Origin of the sequence: Pedobacter sp. Bi27, assembly GCF_918698255.1 — a bacterium.
In the GTDB taxonomy this organism is placed as follows: Bacteria; Bacteroidota; Bacteroidia; order Sphingobacteriales; family Sphingobacteriaceae; genus Pedobacter.
Window position 1 is genome coordinate 754,731 of record NZ_CAKKMW010000004.1, and the last position, 22,115, is coordinate 776,845.

At 41.2% G+C, this 22,115-nt stretch carries 14 protein-coding genes and 1 pseudogene; 5 read left to right on the forward strand and 10 right to left on the reverse strand.

Going from position 1 to position 22,115, the window contains the following annotated elements:
* Window positions 1-412 precede the first annotated feature (412 nt).
* The 3 genes from LQ227_RS17025 to LQ227_RS17035 all read right to left on the reverse strand — a co-directional run bounded on the left by LQ227_RS17025 (window position 413) and on the right by LQ227_RS17035 (window position 3,221).
* Window positions 413-1,348, reverse strand: coding sequence for a DUF6268 family outer membrane beta-barrel protein (locus LQ227_RS17025; RefSeq protein ID WP_230141925.1), 936 nt, complete (start codon window positions 1,346-1,348; stop codon window positions 413-415).
* Window positions 1,349-1,422: 74 nt separating this feature from the next.
* A complete protein-coding gene (locus LQ227_RS17030; RefSeq protein WP_230150078.1) occupies window positions 1,423-2,289 on the reverse strand; it encodes an SDR family NAD(P)-dependent oxidoreductase in 867 nt (288 codons plus the stop codon).
* 71 nt (window positions 2,290-2,360) lie between these two features.
* Window positions 2,361-3,221: an AraC family transcriptional regulator gene (locus LQ227_RS17035; protein WP_230141929.1), complete on the reverse strand. Its 861-nt coding sequence runs from the start codon at window positions 3,219-3,221 to the stop codon at window positions 2,361-2,363.
* A gap of 428 nt (window positions 3,222-3,649) precedes the next feature.
* Here LQ227_RS17035 and LQ227_RS17040 point away from each other — a divergent pair, with 428 nt between their 5' ends.
* The 4 genes from LQ227_RS17040 to LQ227_RS17055 all read left to right on the forward strand — a co-directional run bounded on the left by LQ227_RS17040 (window position 3,650) and on the right by LQ227_RS17055 (window position 8,588).
* Complete coding sequence (locus tag LQ227_RS17040; RefSeq protein ID WP_230150080.1) at window positions 3,650-4,501, forward strand: helix-turn-helix domain-containing protein; 852 nt, start codon at window positions 3,650-3,652, stop codon at window positions 4,499-4,501.
* Between the two features lie 207 nt (window positions 4,502-4,708).
* Complete coding sequence (locus tag LQ227_RS17045) at window positions 4,709-5,305, forward strand: short chain dehydrogenase (protein ID WP_230141931.1); 597 nt, start codon at window positions 4,709-4,711, stop codon at window positions 5,303-5,305.
* A 317-nt stretch (window positions 5,306-5,622) separates the two neighbouring features.
* On the forward strand, window positions 5,623-6,531 hold the full coding sequence (locus tag LQ227_RS17050; RefSeq protein WP_230150081.1) for an NAD(P)/FAD-dependent oxidoreductase: 909 nt from the start codon (window positions 5,623-5,625) through the stop codon (window positions 6,529-6,531).
* Between the two features lie 1,679 nt (window positions 6,532-8,210).
* Window positions 8,211-8,588: a hypothetical protein gene (locus LQ227_RS17055; protein ID WP_230150084.1), complete on the forward strand. Its 378-nt coding sequence runs from the start codon at window positions 8,211-8,213 to the stop codon at window positions 8,586-8,588.
* A gap of 258 nt (window positions 8,589-8,846) precedes the next feature.
* Here LQ227_RS17055 and LQ227_RS17060 read toward each other — a convergent pair whose 3' ends face one another.
* On the reverse strand, window positions 8,847-12,179 hold the full coding sequence (locus tag LQ227_RS17060) for an MBG domain-containing protein (protein WP_230150086.1): 3,333 nt from the start codon (window positions 12,177-12,179) through the stop codon (window positions 8,847-8,849).
* Window positions 12,180-12,612: 433 nt separating this feature from the next.
* Between LQ227_RS17060 and LQ227_RS17065 the strand changes: the two are divergent.
* A pseudogene (locus LQ227_RS17065) lies at window positions 12,613-12,771 on the forward strand (Y-family DNA polymerase); the annotation flags it as partial.
* 382 nt (window positions 12,772-13,153) lie between these two features.
* Here LQ227_RS17065 and LQ227_RS17070 read toward each other — a convergent pair.
* The 6 genes from LQ227_RS17070 to LQ227_RS17095 all read right to left on the reverse strand — a co-directional run bounded on the left by LQ227_RS17070 (window position 13,154) and on the right by LQ227_RS17095 (window position 22,005).
* On the reverse strand, window positions 13,154-13,330 hold the full coding sequence (locus LQ227_RS17070; protein WP_230141941.1) for a hypothetical protein: 177 nt from the start codon (window positions 13,328-13,330) through the stop codon (window positions 13,154-13,156).
* Window positions 13,331-13,468: 138 nt separating this feature from the next.
* Complete coding sequence (locus LQ227_RS17075; protein ID WP_230141944.1) at window positions 13,469-15,088, reverse strand: DUF5689 domain-containing protein; 1,620 nt, start codon at window positions 15,086-15,088, stop codon at window positions 13,469-13,471.
* Window positions 15,089-15,112: 24 nt separating this feature from the next.
* Window positions 15,113-16,684, reverse strand: a complete 1,572-nt coding sequence (locus tag LQ227_RS17080; protein WP_230141946.1) for a SusD/RagB family nutrient-binding outer membrane lipoprotein — start codon at window positions 16,682-16,684, stop codon at window positions 15,113-15,115.
* A gap of 12 nt (window positions 16,685-16,696) precedes the next feature.
* Window positions 16,697-20,194 carry a SusC/RagA family TonB-linked outer membrane protein gene (locus LQ227_RS17085; protein ID WP_230150088.1) on the reverse strand — a complete coding sequence of 1,166 codons (3,498 nt, stop codon included), beginning with the start codon at window positions 20,192-20,194 and terminating at the stop codon, window positions 16,697-16,699.
* A 118-nt stretch (window positions 20,195-20,312) separates the two neighbouring features.
* Window positions 20,313-21,317: a FecR family protein gene (locus tag LQ227_RS17090; RefSeq protein WP_230141950.1), complete on the reverse strand. Its 1,005-nt coding sequence runs from the start codon at window positions 21,315-21,317 to the stop codon at window positions 20,313-20,315.
* 121 nt (window positions 21,318-21,438) lie between these two features.
* On the reverse strand, window positions 21,439-22,005 hold the full coding sequence (locus LQ227_RS17095; protein ID WP_230141952.1) for an RNA polymerase sigma factor: 567 nt from the start codon (window positions 22,003-22,005) through the stop codon (window positions 21,439-21,441).
* Window positions 22,006-22,115 lie beyond the last annotated feature (110 nt).

The following is a 22,115-nucleotide window of genomic DNA, read 5'->3' on the forward strand; positions in this document are numbered from 1 at the left end:
CCTTAAGCGCTAAGCTACTGAAAATGAGCAAAAATAATTTACAAGGCTTTAGCAAATGCGAGCAAAATCGCAAAAATAGCGTCGCAGAAGACTTTTATTGCTAACTTAAAGCTGCAGAACATATATTTTCCCAGTGTCTATTTTACTTTTTCACACACGATCTTTCCTCCCCGTTTAAAATAAGAAAGTGAGCTGACCTGGCCAGCCTGATCTCCATTGAAGGTTACCTTCCGTTGCTCTTTGCCATTATCCAATATCCGCTTTTTGGTAAGCTATTTTCTTGAAAATAGCGATATCAAGTTTCTGTTTTGCTAGTAATCCAACAGAAATTAACGTATGGATGTCGTTTTGCTATTGAGAACCAAAGCATTAGCTAGGATCAGAGGATCGACATCGCCCAGATAGGCACATGTTAAAACCGGTAATTGATACCTACTCCTACAGAAATGCCTGTGTTATTAAGTTCAGCCAACGGCATCCGCTCATCAAGGCTGTCAAAAGGGGCCAACTCTACTTTCTGGTTTTTATCGTACAGCCCAAGTTTTTGAACATAGTTACAACCTGCATTAAAGTCTATCGAAAAGTTACGTGCTGGCATGTAATTGTAAAATAAGGAAATTTTAGATTGCTGGGTCTGAAAATATGGAGAGTTCCTTTCCTCAGTTAAACGGTATGTGCCACCCCCAATTCCAAGATTATTGTTGACACCTACGGCATTTTTAGCTGACAGATTGTATTTCAATCTTTGAGAGATAGGCAAAGACCCCGATAGGTTAAGTTTACTGTTAATCTGCCAGTCTATGCCTACTAAAGGCAACAGCAAACTGCCGAAAAACTGTTTTGAATAGACTGCTCCAATGGAATAGGAAAATTTTTCCGATACCTTTACCTTAAATGCAGCAGCGCCGGTGTAGATCATATCCTCTCCTGAAATATCTTTCATGTCGGATGAAAGCGTTGGAATGAAAGATACAGACAGTGAATACCTGTTCGAAAAAGATTTCTGGTAGGTAAGCGGTATTGAAAACGAATGAAAAGCAGACGCTCCAAGGTCTGTCGTACTGCCTGATACAAATAAACCCGTATAACTTATGCCGGTGAGAAAAAAATCAAGTTTTCCATCATTCAGTTTACTGTAGAGTGGAAATATGAGATGGGCGTTTGCCTGTTGCACCTGTATATCTTCATCGTTAACCTTGAAGGGCGAATAAACATAATCGGCTTTAAAATAGCCCAGTTGAAGGGTTGGCGTTTGAGCGGGCTGGTTTACGGGCTTTTCCTGCGCCCGAACATTTAACTTAAAAAGGACTGAAACAATAACTGCTATTATTGATGCTTTGATTTTCATTTTTAATTGATTTTTTATACCTCCTGATCTGTGAGGCCTGGTTAATTTTTGGACAGCTGGATAGATTCCGGTTATCAGATTCGGTCTAATTCTTCCTGAATTGCCTTTCTGGTAATATTGTTGATTATTTTTTCGGGAAGAAGAGACATTAGGAAGGTCTGGATGGCATGTGGCCAATACGGTTCAATACTATTTCTGCCACAGCCTACAATTGAAAGTACGTGCCTGGCATATGTTGCAGCACTTGGGCGCAAAAATGTAATGAGTTTCATGTTACTTCCGGAATTAACACTGCCCGTTATCAACGAAATCACTTCTGTATTCTGCAGTTCACGGGAAAGAGAAATGGAAAAAGCATTATTATATGCTTTTGTAGCTGCATAAACCGCTAAATAAGGCGGTGGAAAGAGTCCTGCATATGATGAAACATTTAAGATAAGCGACTTGCTAATACTCAACTGAGGTAACAGATTACGGGTAAGTTGTGAAGGGAACGATGTATTGAGCGTTATGGTTCTATGAATTTCTTCAGCCTTGAATTCTCCAAATCTTCCGATAGGCCCAATACCTACATTATTCACGAGTATATTGATAGGTAAGTGCTTAATCTGTCCAATATCCATCGGGCTTTCCTTCATCCCATCATATACCAGGCAGACCACTTTACATCTGCTGTTAGCAGCAACTATTTCTTTCTCTACCCCATGCAACTTAGCTGCATCACGGCCATGTAGCACTATATTAAATCCTTTTTCTGCGAGCGCTATAGCAATGGCCTTGCCAATGCCATCAGATGAACCGGTCACCAAGGCAAAAGCATCATTTTTAAGGTATTTTTTAAGGGTTGAGCCCCTAACATAAGGGTAGATAAAACGGATAAGGCTATAAAAAAGCCGCGCAGAGCATAACAATCCGATAATAAAAACAATATGATTTCCCATTTTCTAATTTTTGACCAAAGTTAGCGTTGGGCACTATAGCAGGAAATGGATAAATGGTGGCAGCTATTGGATTATTTACGGTAAGCTAACCTGAATTGAGAAGGAGACCGCCCTTCTGCATTGGAAAAATAGCGGGTAAAATATGCATGATCAGCAAAACCCAAGAGATACGCTATTTCTTTTACCGTCTTATCGGTGGCATACAATAGGCGTTTAGCTTCCGTCATTGTAGCCTGTTGTACCCAAAAACCTACCGGAAAGCCAGTAGTCTGTTTTACTGCCTCGTTTAAATAGGCAGGACTAATATTCAGATCTATCGCATAGTCTGATGTACTTTTGTGTGTTTTGAACTGCCGCAAAAGTAACCGTTTAAAATCCCTAGTTAAAATCTGGGTACGGAGCACTGCGGCCTCTTCATTTTCTAACGGCTGGTAAGCGGATGCGAAAACGCCTACACAGGCACCTATCAGTGAATGCAGAACCTTCGGAATAAAGTTCAATCCTTGCCTGTTTTCATTAATAGAGAGCATTAACCCAATGCACTTATCCAGCGCAATGTTTTCGGGATCGGGCAATGCTAACGGAATACACTGAAAATAATGTTTATCGAAAATTGCCCTATAATCATCATCAATAAAACTGGTATCTACGGTAATCAGCCAGGCTTCTGTGTTATCACATACCGATACACCGTAATGAACCTGCCCTGGCAATACACATAATACAACACTTCCAATCAGTTCAACATCGTTGAAGTCAACTACAATTTTACTAATACCCTTTTTTTGAAAAATAAACAGGTAATGGTCATCTCTCCGGTGCGCGGGTTTGGTATAGGGCACCGTGTTGTCTTTCCCTCCGATAAATTTATTGATACTTATTACCTGATCGGTGATATCTTTTAAGGAATGTGTCGAGATATGATCCATCATAAGTACCCTATTAAAATTATTGCCCAATTATAGCTTAAATATCTTTATTTTGATAATTAAGGTTTTCAATCCTTTGATTTAGCAAATGCTTGTCAACGGATTTTTTGATAAAACAAGTTTTCGAAAGACGGAACTGATGCCACCGCCTTCGTTAACCTTTCGGGTATAGCGCTCGCCAGGCAGGTTGATCACATCGGCCTAATGTATTTATCAGCTCTGACATGCTTTATTCACATCCACAGATAGATCTTCAGAGATCGATTTTTTTAGGCAAACCTGTGACGATGGATGAGTTTTTAGAAGCTACCGCTCAAATTAAAGTAATGGTTGGCCTCCGTAAAATCACCTTATCAGTTAATAGCAGCAGAAAAATTTGTTCTATCTTTACAGGGAGGATCGTCCTCCAAAATATCGCCGACAGCACTTGAATGAATGAAATTAGCATAAGACAAATTAAAGAGCCTGATTTTTCAGCGGGTTTTAGTATTCGAAATGTCGGCACTTTACTCTCTGACAAAGATTTAGTGCAGGAACTTCACAGGCACAGTTTCTTTTTTGCTTTGTTTTTAGAGAAAGGGCATGGGGAACATCACATTGATTTTACCAATTACCCTGTTAATGACTATTCTGTTTTCTTTATGCGACCGGGCCAGGTTCATCAGCTCACGCTAAAACAAGGCTGCAAGGGCTATTTGGTCCAATTTAACCATGACTTTTACGCACCAAAAGGCGCGCCAGTCAATTTCGTTCTGCGAAAAGTAAGCAATAAGAATCACTGCCCGCTTTCAGTTGAGAAATTTGGCAAATTGTTATCGCAATTGTCTCTCATTGATGAAGAATATAGCCAAAAACAAGATCACTACAAAGAAGTAATCAAAGCAGGCTTGGAGATTCTATTTATTGAACTGGCAAGACAGAGCAGGGAACCAAAAGAAATTACAAATGAGGGCAACATGTATTCCCAAAATCAATTGGAAGAACTACTGGAACTATTACAAAACCATATTGTCACGCATAAACAAGTGATACAATATGCCGAAATGATGCACCTTACTACTTTTCAGCTCAATAAAATAACCAAAGAGACTGTTGGTAAGACCTGCTCACAGCTCATTAACGAGCAAATTGTACTCGAAGCTAAAAGGCACCTTCTGGCAACCGGCAATCAAGTCAATCAAATCGCTTTCGATTTAGGTTTTGAAGATCCCTCCTACTTTGCCCGCTTTTTTAAAAAGCATTCAAATTATTCCCCTGAAGCATTTAGAAAGAACTTTAAATAAATCCTGTTCAGTCTAAATTTTAATTCATAATTGGCGAAACTGCGGCTCCTCTGCAAAAAAAAGCAAAAGGTTACGATTTGGTACGAAGAAAATTGTTTGGATTTTAACGCCAAAACTTTAAAAATGTCCTGCAAGACTAGGTATTCGTCCTATTACATACCTATCATCATAGAGTAATTTTGTTAAGAATTAAAAACAAGATAAAATATGAAAATAGTAATTGTAGGTGCATCGGGCACCATGGGGCAGCATTTAGCTGATGTACTGGAAAAGGAAAATCACGAAATAATAAGAGCCAGTCGTTCTTCACAGAATATAAAGGTCGATACGACATCTATAGAATCCATAGAAGAAATGTTTGCGAAAATAGGCGCTTTTGATGCCTTGATTTCTACAGCAGGGGAAACTTTTGTTGGTCCTTGGAAGAATTTGAATAACCAGACCTTCAGAAAAGGAATTGAAGGAAAAATGATGGGACAGATTAATTTAGTATTAATTGGTCAGCAATACATCAATCCAAAAGGTTCATTTACACTTATCACAGGAGCATTAACCAACGAACCGCAAGTTAATTTTGCCAATGCTTCAGCGGCAAACGGAGCCGTAGAAGGTTTTGTAAGGGCAGCTGCAATTGAATTGCCAAACGGCATCCGGATCAATGCAGTGAGCCCAACAGTCATTGAAAACTCGCCCCAATATTTCCCTTACTTCCCGGGAGAGATTCCAACAACGATGAAGCAATTGGAATTTGGCTTTAAGAAAAGTCTGTTTGGTGCCGTAACAGGACATATCATTAAACCATAAATAGCCGGCATGAATACTAAGAGTAAAATTATCCAATCTATCAAAATTTGGGTAGTAATCTACCCCTCGATAACACTATTTTATGTATTATTTGGCACGTACTTGTCTGGAATTCCTTTGTATTTAAGAACGCTGATCTTAACACTGATATTAGTGCCCTGGATGGTATTTGTGGGATTACCACTTGTACATCTTTTGCTGAAAAACATGACTAAGAGTGACAAATCCTGACCAAAGAATTTTTAATAAGCAAAGAGAGGTTGTTACAACGGCATTTGCATTGCCATTATGTTTAACCATTTATAGAAAACAAAGGAATGACCAACAAGAAACAATTTGATGTAATCATCATAGGAGGCAGTTACGCAGGGCTTGCTACAGCCATGGCATTGGGCAGAGCACTGAGAAATGTGCTTATCATTGATGATGGAAAGCCCTGTAACAGACAAACACCATATTCACATAATTTTTTAACGCAGGATGGGAGCACACCAAAAGAAATCTCAACACTTGCAAAACAACAGGTATTAGCATACAATACCATTACTTTTTTTGAGGGTCTTGTTGTTAAAGGTGTAAAAACGGAGAGTGGTTTTGAAGTACAAACCGAATTGGGCCGCGAATTTGCATCAACCAAGATAGTTTTTGCCACAGGAATTAAAGATATAATGCCCGAAATAGTTGGATTTTCTGAATGTTGGGGCATTTCCATTTTACATTGTCCCTACTGTCATGGTTTCGAGGTAAAAAATGAAATTACCGGCATTTTGGGTAATAGTGAATTTGGATTTGAGTTTTCAAAACTTATTTCCAACTGGACAAAAGACCTGACACTTTTCACAAACGGAAAGCCAACGCTGAGTGACGACCAAAAGGCAGGCCTTAAAAAGAATTCTATAGAAATATTAGAAAAAGAAATTAAAGAATTTGAACACCTAAATGGACGACTTGAAAACATCATTTTTAAGGACGGTTCCAAGCAAACAGTTAAAGCTATGTACACCAGGCTCCCCTTTAAGCAGACTTGTACTGTTGCAGAACAATTAGGCTGTGACTTAACCGAAGACGGATATATAAAAGTTGATGCATTTCAAAAAACAACTGCAACAGATGTGTTTGCCTGTGGCGACAATACAACGCGAATGCGGGCGGTTGCAAATGCAGTCGCGGAGGGAACATTAACGGGCATGACAATAAATAAAGAATTGGTTGATTTGCATTTTTAAAATACATGTTTTCTTGCTGGTTTAATTTTGACATTGCGTATTTAGGGAAGTCACGCTAGTAGTACCCGGTTATCGACTTGATAAAAACTACGCTTAAGAAATTAAAATCCAATTACAAAGCAAAATAAATAATCTTCATTATTACCATAATTGGCTGATGTGGCGGACTGGAGCCAGTTAAAATTTTAGTGATAATGTAAAATGACAATTTGTGTTTTTCCATTTGCAGAAATTGTGACTGAAATATATTATTTTCTGCAAATAAGCAAAACTGTTGAAATACCTTTTAAAATCCAGTTCGATGTAATAGATGAAAATGATTTTGATGAAGATGGGAAATAATGGAAAAGATCTTGATACCCCATCAGAACATTATTATTAATTATTTTTCCCTATCTTTAAATAAGAATTTGCGTTAAAAAAATAGAGGAGAGCATTTGGCGCCTTAATGCAAAAAAAAATAGACATAAAACACCTATATACAGAAACTTAAATCGACAGGAAACAGATTGCAGTTACTGTTATGGATCGTTTCATTTTGGGTATTTCTGGTTATCCAATGTATTAGCCTCAAGACCCGACTCTTTGGGCTGATCATTTTTTTCGTCAACGGCCAACAAAATACAAATATATCATATATAATCCTATGGCAAGATTATCCGCGATAGCTTCCGACTATCTCATATTTTACAGCGTTCCCAGATCATCCCTTTCACTTCATCCATCACTTAAGGCGCCGCGAAAAAGCCCCTCCCGCAAAACGATCAGGGCTTTAGACAGCTAAGCCAAACCAAAAAATCAACTGATTTTTTCAAGCAGGGTTAGCAGATCCAACAGAAACTCAAGGTAAATCTCCCCGTCTGATAAAAAGTCGGTCAGCCGCTTTTCTTCGATATCCTCAAAAGACGTATCCACCCAGATTGTCCCATGCATATCTAATCGCAGGCCCTCGATATACTCCTCCAGCTCGACATACGAATCATCTGACGAATTTTATTTCGTCTACTTAGATGAAGATAGGAATGATCCACTTGTGTACTCATTTGATGGGGACAGGTTATATGAAATTGGTTTAACTGATTTTAACTCACTTATTCATTCAACGGAAAAAAAATCTTAGTAGCTTTATCTATCAACTGTATTTCTGCCAAATGAAACGCAGTAATAGACCTATTTTTAATGAATCAATATTCTCTACTTTCTTACATCCAAACACCGATTCTAATCTATCTAAAAACGTTCAAAATTTTTATTCCTTTATTTCTAATCGAAATTTGTCAGGAGCTATTTTTTTATTGAACAAGGAATTGATGTAACAACGAATAGCAATCAAGCCATTCTAAATGCGGCTTTAGTGAGTGACTTGAAGCAACTAATTTATTAGTAAAGCATGGAGCCAATCTCTATACTCAAAATGAAAAAATCATACTTGTCGCTGCAAAATTTGGTGATCCACTTTTTATCCGAGATTTAAATGCTAAATATGAATTCTCTCAGATAAGTAAAAACAAAACGCTTGTAGTAGCTTGCTCAAGAGGCATTAGAACTTCTTCTTTATACCTTATTGATTCCGGAGCAGAAGTTAATGCCTATAATTCATTGTGCTTACAAATAGCTTTACGTAATCATCATTTCTGTTTAGCAACTGACTTGCAAATGATCTTGGAGCTAACAAAAGAGTGAATTCTGGCTTTCTTTTATTGTTTAAAGAAGAAGTAGAGCAACAAGTAACACATGAATATTCAAAAAAGATGCTGTTTGATGATATAAGTTTTCTTGATTCCTTAAGAATCATGTGGACACCAATTTCATTAATCGAATTAGAAGAATGGATCTCAAGGGGAGAATCAAAACTCGAAGGTGAGCCATTGAACTTTTGGAACCTGATTAAAATTGTGCCCCAGAAATGGCAGGAAAAAGAATATGGAAAGGAGGCCGGAGGATTTTGGGTGGTCGCAATCTTCGGTAATGCGGTAGTTTTCTATAATGATATCGAAGATGGGGTTAATATTTCGCCATATGCAGCTTATGGACAGATTAGCGAATATGCATTGTGAACAAGCCAAACTTGATTGGATCATAGAACGACTTTACAATTCATTAAAACAAAATGCTCAACTACCAATGCGCACAAGTGACTTGACAAGCAAAATGTTTGCATATCGATACCTTAAAGATATCGATTACCTGAGCCTGCTTACGAATGTCGATGCGCACCGTTGGTGTGGAATGGATTTACGGAAAAGATTTTTAGAAAATATCCAGCCGTTGCTTAACACATTGCTCACCTTCAGCAGTTCCGTCTATCCTTTGACCTACCTGATGATCACCACCCAGCCCGAAGCAGCCTTTGTCCCATTGCCTGTAAGTATTGTATAGAAGTAGGTACCCACCGGCAGATCGGTCCCGTTATAAGTGCCGTCCCATGGTTTCTGATAACCAACAGAGGAAAATAACCTAGTTCCGCCCCGGTTAAAAACCTCAACCCGGCAATTTGGATACAGGCCGATATTTTGGATATTCCACTGATCATTCACCCCATCCCCATTTGGAGAAAAAGCCGTTGGAGCCTCAACTGCTATACTTCCTGGAATCACCGTCAATATTCCATGTACGTAATCAATCTGGTAATTAAGGGAAGCGGCCCCCGCAATCGAAATAACATAATCACCAGGTACAGAGGCCGGCCCCGCGTTAGTGCTTGCCACCGGCATTCCGATCAGATCCACCGATCCCTCCTGATTGACAAAGCCGCTGTATAGCAGGGTGAGTTCCGGATTGGCCTGCCCATATCTCCTCACCTTATCCTCGGCCGTTATCCTAAGCTTTGCCTTCTCAACATCAACATCGCCAGGAATAAAGTCAATCGCATAATTTCCGGCAACAAGGCTTCCCTGAACTGAAACGGGAATTGCTGCCTTGCTGTATTTGCCAACAGGATCTTTTGGGCGCATACCGGCAGTGATGTCCAGCTCAACGGTTTCGATACGGTCACCGTTTTTCAGCCCTGTGGCGATAAAATTTTTTGTGGATAAGGAATTAGGAAGAGATTTTCCATAAACTTTCTGTATTGCGGCCGGTGTTAGGGTAAGCGGGGCCGGCAGGACATGGCCAATAAGTCCGGCGAGGGATGCTGCACCGGCTCCCGGTGAAACACCACTGATCTGACCCTGGTAGTCACCTACATCAGCGAAAGCCCCCAGACGGATATACAATACTCTTTTTCCCTCCTGCCCAACCGCAACATCCAGTTCGCTTGAAAAGGCTGTATTATCCTCGCTGATCTCATAACCTTCAGGTGCAACCAGGCGGACAGCTGATGAGAGTCTTTTTCCGGAAAGGCTGAATACCGCTGCAGCCGAGGGTGTGCCATAAACCGTACCCAGTACCGGAATATTCCCTTCAAGTGTTAGCGATGGTGCAGCGGGGCTTACATTAATTTTAAAAACGACTGCATCCCCTTCACATCCGTCTCCCGTGGCAGTTAAGGGAACAGCCCTCAGGGTTGCTGTTATCGGGAGCGGTCCACTGTTCAGCGGTAAAAAGGACGCAATATCGCCAGTGCCGCTGGCAGCCAACCCTATATCGGGTCTGTCATTTGTCCATGCAACACGGCCATAACTGCCGTTGAAGGCAATGACGCTGGTAGGCCTGCCCTCGACTGCCTCTATATCTGCTATCCTATCCAATCGCGGCATTGCCATCACCGTTGCACTAACTGCTACCCGCTGGGTTTCAGCCCTGGCAGATTCTATTAGCACCTCACCGAGGATTTCACCTGCTGGAGCATCGGCTGCCGACCTTAAATAAACCTCCGCATCCCTGATCAGGCCATTCTGGTGTTCAAATAAAATGTTTTTCCCAAAACCAGAAAAAGGGTTCCCGGAAAGTTCAAAACCGGGAGGTGCCTTTAACGAAAGTGGAGCAAAAAGATTTTCGCCACCGAGGGTAAAATGCAATAAATTGGGTGACAGTGATGCACTTCCCTGACAGGAAAGGACGCTACCGCTTACGGCCGAAACCGTAATTACCGGAAGCTCATAGACAGTTCCATCCGGGATGGAAAGTGATGAAGAAGCACCACCATCGCTGAGCGCACTGACCTCGCCTTTAAATGTTCCCGCTGTATTATCTGCCCTGAGCCTGATATAAATGGTAACCGGCAAGGTTAAATCAGCGGCAGGCAGTGTGAGCTTGTCACTAAAATCAGTATTGTCCCTGCTAACTTCAAACCCTATCGGCGCGTAAACCGTTACATCGGTGCTAATGCCACTCGCCAAAACACTCACCGTGGTTGCTTCCGAAGGAGTTCCCTTTTGCGTATGCAGTGCTATCGGGTTCCCGCTGACAACCAGACTTCCCGCACCCGATGGATTGACCGTAATCTTAAAATTTACAATACCGGTATTGCAGGTGAGCCCGCCCAAAATAAAATTTCCGTGGGCACTGGACCAAACACCTGCACCCGCACTCGACACCAGTTCATTGGTAACGGTATTGATTACGGAAACGTCTCCGCTGGAGGTGTTGACCACATATAGCCAGTTGCCATCGGCGCTTACGCGGGAGCCATTCGGATAGCTTCCCACCTGCACGCGCTTGACCAGTGAAAAATCGTTAGTATCATATATTTCCACACGGTCCAGCGCAAAAATCGATGCATAGATACGGCTGCCGTCCGGACTGATAGAAAGACCGGAAACTGTTGCTGTGAGTATGGAACTGATTACCGTACCCGTTGCGATATCGACAACGTTGATTCCTCTTGAAAAACCGACATAAAGCCTTTTTCCGTCAGGGCTGCAGACCAGATGATTGGGTTTCCTACTGACCCCGTCTGTAAAAGTCCGGTAAACAACGTTATCCGCTGTATTGATAAGGGAAACGGAATTGCCATCCCCATTGGAAACGAAGAGCGTAGCACCATCGGTACTGAGTGCCATATACGCCGGCCCTGCCCCCACCTGTATGGTAGCGATAAGTGACCGGGTTAAGGTATTGACCACATAAACCGCGTTGGAGTTATTGCTCACCAGGTAGACCCGGCTCCCGTCTGCATTTAAAATCATCCTCGTGGGCTGTCCCGGAAGGGGTATTCTGGTTTCCCTTGCAAAACTTGCAGCCACCTTGAGGCTGAGTACAGGGGACCTCGAGTTGAGGTAATAAAGGATTTCCCCATCCGGGCTGAACAGTACATCCATAGGCTCATTTCCCAGTCCGACAAGAAATGTAGTTTTATTGGTTGCCAGGTTAATAAGTGCGAAACTGTTACTGACCGCTCCGGTGACAAAGGCCTGACCAGATGAAAAGGGTATGGCTTTTATCGAGGCAGTTACTGGGCTGCTGCCATTATTGACCGCTGCAAAGGAAGGTATCGGGCCAAACCCACTTGCCGGAAGTCCCACAGCGGGGTTATCGTTCACCCAGTAATAGTTATTCCCGGCAAGATCGACTGCCTTTGTAGGAGCGCCGTTTGCAACGATCTGATCGGGAACAGACGGGATAGTTCCCCTGATCGCCGCGGTAAGTTTCACTGTCTTTGTCTGTGCCCTGGCTGAAGATGCAGTGACCGTTCCCTCGATCATCCCTGCAGGGGCCTCGGCAGATGAGCGGACATACAATATGATTTCATTTACCTTCCCTCCCATAGCCTCGACGGTTAGACTGCCTGAATAAGCTGTTTTAAGATTTCTTGAAATCTCAAAGCCCGGGGATACCGAGAGCATGATCCCTGAACGGAGATTATTCCCGGAAAGATTTAGCCTTAGAACAGCGGGTGACTGTGAAACACTTCCTTGACAGGCAAAAATGTCATGATAGGATTTGTACAATTCAATAGTCTGCCCAAAGGCACCTGTAGTGAGAAAAACAGTCAGTAGAAATAAAAAGAATGTCTTTAAAGGTTTCATAACAGATGAGAGCTGAAAATTCCCTGCAAAGATAAACTAATTTATCAAAGGCTACCCCCCCAACTTAGGTATGAAGAGATTTACCGACTGGTTTCTAAAAAGGCAGACGGGGTTAAGTACAGGAGGATTGGGTGGAATTTGAATTGAAATTTAAAGCAACAACGATGGCTGTGTTATCGCTCGTCGCAACGAAGTGAAAGCTTACGGCATTGCCATGGGTGCACCATTCTTTAAGATCAGAGAAGAAATTAAAAAACATAACATCGCTGTGTTTAGTAGCCACTATACCGTATATGGCGATATCAGCTCAAGAGTAATGACCAATCTTTAAAGCCTTAAACACAAGCCGAATTGCTCCTGAAAATTCAGCTCAACAAGATGATTTTAAAAATCAAAAAGGTCATGTAAAATGCGCAAACATCAACTTCCAGGTTCGCATTCATTGCTAATATTTCAAAGAAGGAGGTGCTTATTTTTTCTGAAAATGAAAAAGGACTAACGGCGAGGAACCCGAGCCAGTAATTAAAATGAAATAAAGTATTTTACCGTTAGTGTTCTTGGGTAAGCATATCAGTAAGCGGTGGTTTACCCAGCTCGTTGGCTTCAACTGTCAGCATCGTTCGGTTCCAAATGGCAGATACCGCACCTCTGTTTCACCAGCCATGTACCTGCCTTGGTTAGCCGCTTTACGGTAAACCGATAGTGTTATCTTTTTATGGGAATCGACCAGCGTAAAAACAGTTGATCGTTAGGCCACTTTTTGACCATAACATAAAGCCGAGCTTAGCGGCATAAGTGCCGAGTGGCGCTTGTTCCTTGGCATAAGCATAGTTTTTAGGATCATGTCCTGCTTCCAAAGCAGGAAAGAATTCCAGTACGTTTGTTTCCATGTTTTCAAAATTGATTGTTCAAAATTGGCCAGGAAAAAACAGGGTATATCCAATATTGGAGAGATTGGTTAATTGTATGGGAATAAAAATACCCAAACATTAAATGAATGCCTGGGTATTTTATGTTATTGATCAATATTATTTGATTCTGGTAGGTGGAATAGTATCTCGGCTTAATTCTTCACCGGCAGCACCATAGTTGACCACAATGTTATCATCTTCTATGGTAGCCATCGTCGCAACCGGAGCAACCTTCGATAAAATAATATATTTCATGCTTCTGGCTTTAACCCATTTGCCCAATGTTACGCTGTAAACCCCGCCAGCTTTATAATACCAGCCCAAATCTGCTACGCTATTATTATGATAATTAAATTTGAGTGTATTGGTTCCCTGTAAGTAATAGGGCTGATATCCCTTGGTTTGATCAGAACTATCCACCTCTAAAGGATCATAAACATCATAAAAATCGGTATTGGCAATTAAATAACCTTGGGCAGGCGGACCTGGTGTAAACAAACTTCCTCCGTTATGTACAAATACCACATCCATTGGTCTGGTGGTTGATGTAACGGTTGTACCCTTAAATGCGGCAATACCGTAGGCATTACCGCTATTGGCCAGTAATGTACTTGTAATCGACCCGAAGCCATCACCTGCGGTGGTGGAATAGTTAATTGCCCTGATATATTGCGCGGCAGGAATTGGGGTTGAGCCAGAACTATTGATCATTTTACCTGTTCCGCCCACATAAAAATAACCTCCTTTTTTCACCGAGCCGCTGGTTAGGTTAAACTTATAGGTACGTAGCCCGCCAGTGGCCCAACCATTGGCAGGAAAACCTGTTGGTGTTGAGGCACCGGCATTATTTGTAGTTACCACCGAAAATGGCGTAGCTGCGAAATTAATATCTCTTGTCGCAATAAACTGAATGTAATTATTGTTTGCATTAGTTCCTTTGGGATCAGGAATCCACCCTGAGATAATGAAGTCAGGGATTTCCGGCGTTGAACTTAAGGTGATTACATCTTTTATTGTTCTCATATGGTGCTCTGGAACCAGAGTTCCCGTGCTATTCACTTTATTGATGATAATACCATAATAGTTCGCCGAAAATTGGAGCACATTGTTTGCAAATGTTGCATTGGCGTCTGTATGTAAAGTAATATCGCCAAAACCATCGTTTAACTTTTTATCGCCCGATAGTATATCGGTAGGTGTTGGAAGCGGATCAAAACCACCCTTTACAATTGCCAATAAAGTACTTTCGTATCGATCAGGATTAGCAAGAATAAAACTACTGGGCACCCTGTTTTTGGCAATTGTGCAGTTTGAAGCTACTTTTTTAACAGCCGATGGACTTAGGTTAGTGATTTGTAAGTTACCGTTTACGCGTTTTAATACGCCACCTTCTACCTTTATCTGGACAGAATCGCCGGGAACATATTTAGCCGCTTCGGTACCTAAAGGGATTTGAATACCACGCAATTCATTTAACCGGATACGGTCCTGAACAATAAGAACACCTTCGGGCAGGTTTTTACCAGCGTGGTCTGAAATAACGACTGCGGCAATACTATTGGCGCCAAACATGTTGTCTGTACTTAAAGTCACATCCTCACCTTTATAAAGGTTTCTCAAATCGAAAAGCGGAATATAATTACTGACCACACCTCCCGGATAATTCGATTTTTTACAGCCAGTCCATATAAAAGGAACGGTAAATAAAAGAATGCTATATAATAATATCTTTTTCATTTTAATAATTTTAGTAATTCCGGATCAAGGTTTTTGCCACCAAACGTTAGTTGATATTACATCTGGCCCCTGCGCGGCAACGGCAGCCTGGTAATTTGTCGGGTTTGCAGATTGAACATATACCGGGTAGGTCATCCTTGCGGGCATTACACCGCCGTTTCTTAAACCAGGACCTTTTGGCAGCACCGGGTGTCCTGTGCGGCGATACTCGAACCATTGTTGCATGTCTACCAGAAATAACGCATAATATTTCTGTACGTGAATCTGTTCGAGCTTATCTTCAGTTGATCCTGTATTCAACCAGTCAATATCTGCATCATTCACATACTTTGTAAATACGGGGCTGGTAATTGAGGTAGGGAAATTGGGCACCCAATAGTTTATCGCTGCAGTCATACCACCGTAGTAATAGTTTTCTGCTGATCCGCCGATATAACCTTTTAATGCTGCCTCGGCTAAAATAAACTGCACCTCAGCGTAATTCATTAGGATTCCGGTTTGTGCTGACTGTTGCAAAGATCTGGCACCAATTGCTACACTTGAGCTGGTTTGATCATAAGAATAAAAATAGGCCTGTTTAACCACGCCTGCACCAATAGCATAACCACTTGGCACCCCCACAAAGCCGCCGGGCCCCTGCGAGATACCCAATCGGTTGATACCGTTATTTGCATAACCATTGGCAGTGTTGATATCTATACGCGGATCATTCCAATTCGCCAACCGCTCAATGAAAAAACTTCCAATGGCTGGCGATCTAAAATCCTGTACCCTTACGCCATTTACATATGGATTAACGAAGGGGTCTGTTCCGGTTAAACCGGTCCATTTTAAAGTGGCCGATTCTGTATTATTGGTCATGATAGGGTATTTTGCAGGATTGGCATCTACAATCTCTTTAATTTTTGCGATTACCTGCGCAGCCACTTCTGCTTTACCCGAAACCCTTAATAACAACCTTAAATATAGGGAATTGCAGAATTTACGCCATTTAGCAATATCGCCTTTAAAGATTGGATCGCTTGAAGCTGTAATGGCCGTTCCTTCTGTTAATAAAGCATTTGCCTCTTCCAGTTTTTTAAACATATCCAGGTAAATGGCCTGCTGCTGATCAAAGGCGGGTTCTAAAACGCCGCCAGTACCTTGATTGGACTGGAAATAAGGTATATCGCCATAAGTATCAGATAACATGGAGTAGATCCAGGACTGGCACACCAAAGAAATGCCCTGGTACGATTTATTTTCCATACCGGGTTTTCCGGCCAGTTTATAAATGTCTTTAAAATTGGTTAACTGTATGTACCAGGCATTCCACAAATAATCTGAATAGGTATTCCTGTATTCATATCTGAAAACAGTACCATCTCCATCGCTAATACTTACCGTTACCTGCATAAGCTCATTGTTAAAGTTACGGTTACGGATCATCCCAGGGGTAAGGGTATTGACCAAAGCCGGAGCCAATAATTTATCCGGTGTGGAAGTCAGGATATTGATTGGATCAATATTAACCTCCTGAAAATTTTTATCGCAAGCTGAAAGCGCCGTCATCGACATGCCTAAAACTGCAATAACTTTATATAGATTCTTTTTCATTTTTTTAAAAGATTATATGCCTATTGATAAATTGAAACCATAAGTTCTGGTTGAAGGAAACTGACCGATTTCGAAACCGGTAACAATGTCAGAACCGCTAAGTGTACCAAATTCCGGATCGAACATTGGCCATGGCGACCAGATGAACAGGTTACGTCCGTACACACCAAAAGTTGCAGATGAAAGACCTAATTTTCTCAAGAATTTAGGGTTAAACCTATAATTTAAAGAAGCTTCCCTGAATTTGATAAAATCAGTACTGAATGTACTTCCTTCAGCATTATCGGCCCCCATCTGCGAACGGTAATATTCGTCAATATCATAAGCGATAGTCGTGTTTGGTACGTAAGAGCCATCAGCCAGTTGCACCACACCATTACCAATAATACCGTTATATCTACCAGGTAAAGTGCTGGTTAATTTACCTTGCTCGACCATTTTGTAGTTTAACAAAGAGTGCGCAACTGCACCTACCTGAGCATCGAACAATACACTTAAACTCAAACTTTTATAGGCAAAGGTACTTCCGATACTGAATTTATATTTAGGCATGGTATTTCCTAAGTAAACTACATCATTGGTAATTTTTGCAAAGCCGGTTGTTGCATCGTAAACCACGTTTCCCTGCGGATCGCGTACATAACCCCTACCGTATAAATCGCCCATACTACCACCAACCTTCGCTACAATCTGGCCGCCCGCTACCGGACCGGTACGCAGGATGATCGAACTATCAGACAATGCTTTAATGACGTTGGAGTTGGAAGCAAAAGTGGCATTCATAGTCCACTTAAAACCACCTTTTGTAGTAATTGGTGTTCCGTTTAAAGCGACCTCAACACCCGTATTATTTACCTGTCCGGCATTGATCAGGGCCTGGTTAAAACCCGAGGAGCGGTCTACAATCCTGGTTAAAATCTGGTTTTTGGTATTTCCTGCATAAACTGCAACATCAAAGCCTAATCTGCCTTTGAATAAACTTACCTCTGTACCTACCTCATAGGTGGTCGTTTTTAAAGGCTTTAAATTTTCGTTCGGTAAAATAACCGGGTTTACCAATGAACTGTCTGGATAAGTTCCATTAGCGGCTAAAGAATACGTATACGCCGTACGGTAAGGGGTGGTACCCCCACTGCCTACCTGTGAAACCGAAGCTCTTAATTTGGCGAAACTAATTACCTTAGGTAGTTTAAAGAATTCTGAAAGTACAAAACTGGTACTGATTGCCGGGTAGAAGAACCCCACATTATCTGTTCTGGTGGCTGTAGCCAATACACTGCTCCAATCTTTACGGCCGGTAAGTTCTACATACCAGTAATTTTTATAATTGGTCGATAAAACCCCATAAAAACTATTGATCCTGTATCTGCTCGTATCGGGAATAGAAATTAACGGGTATAAATTGTTGGTTAGTTCATATACATTCGGAATGACAAGACCATCGGCACGCAGATCCGATTTATTGTATTTGTTTCTTAACTCGCTACCGCCCACAGTGGCATTGACCGTAAAATCTTTACTGATCTTTTTTTCATATCTTAACAAGAAGTCGATATTGGTTTCTTGTGCCTTAATGTGCTGTTGACGTACAGAACCCTGTGGCAAGCGGCTTCCGGCATCATACGGACGCTCCTGAGCACGTCTTTCTTCAGAATAATCGATACTCGATCTAACTAACAAGCTCAATTCTTTATTGAACTGGTAGCTGGCCTGAACATTTGCTGTAAGGTTGTTACGGCCTGTTCTGTTTATAAATTCATTGACTACTGCATATGGGTTTTCGGGAAATGAACTAAAAGGATATTTGATCGATAAATTTTCTTTACCATTTGCCCAATAATTCTTGATCCAATCGATACTGGCATTCGGCTGCCAGAAAATGAACCAGTACATTAAAGATTGGTTACCATAACCTGCGCCAGGTAAGTTATCGCTAAAACGGTTGCCATAATTGATTTTGGTTGTTATTTTTAACTTCGAGCTTACATCTGTATTGGTTGATAAGGTAATCGTTGTACGCTCAATACCGGTTTTAGGCACAATCCAGGTATTGTTCTGGTTCGTAACCGAAAAACGGGCGGTAGTATTTTTATAACGGCCATCCAAACTTAAAGAATTGGTCAGGTTTTCGCCTGTGCTAAAAAAGTCTCTGATTTCGTTTTTATATGGTACCCATGGTGTTCTGGTTTTACCTGTAGTTTGCGTAACCGGATCGTATTGGAAGAACATCTGACCATCGAAACGCGGTCCGTAAGCCGAGCTGGTTCCGCTTGTACTTGCACCATCGGCAGTTGTACCGTAAGCGTAATAAGGAGCCCCGTCTAAACCCTGGCCATATTCATATTGTAAATCAGGCCAACGGTTTACTTCTTCAAAAGATCCGTTAGAAGTAAATTTGATACCTACTTTTTTACGTTTCGAATTGCCCGATTTGGTGGTGATGATAACTGCTCCGTTTGCACCACGCTGTCCATACAAAGCAGCAGCTCCAGGGCCTTTTAACACGGTTACACTTTCAATGTCTTCCGGGTTGATATCGTTGATCGAACTCCCGTAATCGGCAGGCATATTATCGCTACCGGTACCGTACACACCGTCCGAACTGTTTGCAGTTCTTCTGCCTCCGCTGTTGTTAATGACTACTCCATCTAATACAATCAAAGCCTCATTATCTCCGGTAAGGTTATTCTCACCCCTCAAAATAATTTTATTTGAACCTGCCGGACCGCTGTTCGATCTGATCAGGTTCAAACCCGCAACCTTGCCCGAAAGCGCATCTGTCCAGTTGGTCGATACCGCATCGGTTAACTGTGTACTATCGATTTTGGTTACGGCATAACCCAGTGCTTTTTCCTGTCTTTTAATACCTAAAGCGGTTACCACTACTTCATTTAGTGAATGATCAGCCGCTTTTAACTGAAAATTAACCTTGGTTGTAGCGCCATTGGTTACTTTTACCTGTTGTTTACGTGCTACTTCATAAGAAATGAACCTCGCCTCGATGGTATAGGTACCAGCAGCCACATTCAGGTTAAACTCGCCATTATTATTGGTTTGGCCCAACAGATTTAATTCTACTACTTTAATCGTTGCAGCTGGTACCGGATCGTTGTTTTCATCAACCACCATACCTGTTAATTTCCCTGAAACCATATTTTTTGGGGTAATAACAATACTGCCATTCGCATTGATATTATAATTAAAAGGCAATCCTTTTAATAACAGGTCCATTACCTCATTTACAGGACGTAAACCACGTGCAACGTAAACCTTTTTCTGATCGTTTAACAGGGTATTATTATAAGCAATCGTATTTCCGCTAAGCTTTTCTACATTTTCAAAAGCTTTTTTTAATGTTATTCCGTCTGCTTCGAATAAGATCTTCTTATCCGATTGTGCATTTGCATTATTGCTGATCGAGAGCATACCAACAACAATGAATGTCATCAATATGGTCAGTTTTGAGTGATACTGATGGATGTTTTTCATCCACCCGGTATTAATTTTCATATCTTTACTAAGTTTTACTTTTTCAAATGAGTTTAAACAGTTTTTCCGGGTCCGGAATGTGTTCAGCATTTCGGACTATTTTATTTTTGTAACCTTATACCATATCTACTTTCATAATTTATTGTTCATAAATAATTACCTTGTTTTCATAGATTTTATATTTTGCACCAGACAGCCTGGCAATTACTTCCATAACCTGATTTACAGTACTTTTATTAAATTTTGCGGTAAGTTTCATTGCTTTTAAGGTTTCGCTTTTAATTACGACCTCAACATCATATTCCCTGGCAACCATTTCGGCGATCTCGCTTAACGGTTTACCGTAAAAAAACAGTTTGTATTCCCGCCAGCTGTCAAAATCAGTAGCGTTTACAACAGCTTTGGTGGACGCCCCACTTTCTTTTGTGATGTTTAGCTGCTCGTTTGGCAAAAGAAATTTAACAGGTTCTGCTTTGCCGTTATTTTTTACAATAACCCCCACTTTACCGGTTTGAACGGTTATGCTGATTGCTTTGGCAGACTGGTAAGCATTAATATTGAATGAAGTACCCAAAACAGTTGTGCTTACTTTCCCGGTGTAAACCACAAATGGCTGTTTATTGCGATGCTGCACGTCGAAAAAAGCCTCGCCCTCGAGATAAACTATTCTTTTGCTTGCATTAAAGTTTTGGGCATAGCGGATTTTACTATCGCCATTCAGGTAAATATTTGATCCATCGGGCATGGTTATCAGTCTTTTCTGCCCTTTCGGATTATAAATCTCCTGGTAAGTAATAGCAACAACTGGTTTTGCACGGTTAACGTTAAAGTAGATGACCGGCAACATTAAAATGACGATTGCAGCTGCAATGCTGATGTACCTCCGGTAGTTGATTTTTTTGATTTCTGCAGTTTGCACAGCTGTATTTTTTGCCAGGTGCTGCTGAATGGATGCCCAGCTTTTCTGCTGGTCTGCAGGCTTGTTCAGAAACTGATCTGCTGCTTCGAAGGCCTGTAACGTTTCCCTGAAAAGCTGCTGGTTCTGCTGACTGCTTTCCACCCAGATCAGTAAATCGGTAAGGTCTTCGCTTCGGATCGTTTTCTTGCTGTAATCTTCTATTAATTTATAGTAATGTTGGTCCATTATTCCTGCTGTTCTATGGGTAAGACAGGATAAACGGAGAAGATACGTAGCTAAAAAAGTTAAGTTATGATTAATAAAATGTTAACAAGCCGGATGATGTATACCGAATTAAAACCGGCATTTAAATGGCCGACCGATCGGTTGCCAGCTGCCTGAAGCTTTTTACCGCCTGGTACAACAGTGTTTCTACAGTTCTCACAGAGATACCCAATATCTCTGAAATCATATTTTTTCCCAGCAGGTCGATCCGGCTCATGAGCAGCACCTCGCGCTGACGTTCGGGCAGCAAATTAATTAAGCCGATAATTTCGGTATACGATTCGCGGCTGGCCAGCAAATCATGTGGATTTAAATAAATATCGGGATAACTCAAACTATCCTCGTGATCGCTTAAACTTAACGTGTTTAATTTTACGCGTTGTATTTCATTATACGAAAGATTTTTGGCTGAAGCAAAAAGATATTTTTTAATCGATTTAATCTGCAGGTCATTCCGCTTGTCCCACAATTTCATAAACAAATCTGCAATAAGTTCTTCGGCCTTACTAAAATCCCGTATGTAGATGGATGTGAACTTACATAAGGCCGGATAATACCTATTGAACAAAGTTTCAAGAGCAAGGCTATCGTCATTAACTAACAAAGACATTAAATCTTCGTCACTCTTGCTTACATATATGTCCTTCATGCGAACGCAAAATTAGACAATCAAGGTTACGGCAACATTAAGAAAACTTTGCGTTTAGGTTAGCGATGTATTAATTTGGTTGAATCCAAATTCAAAACATATTTTTGCAG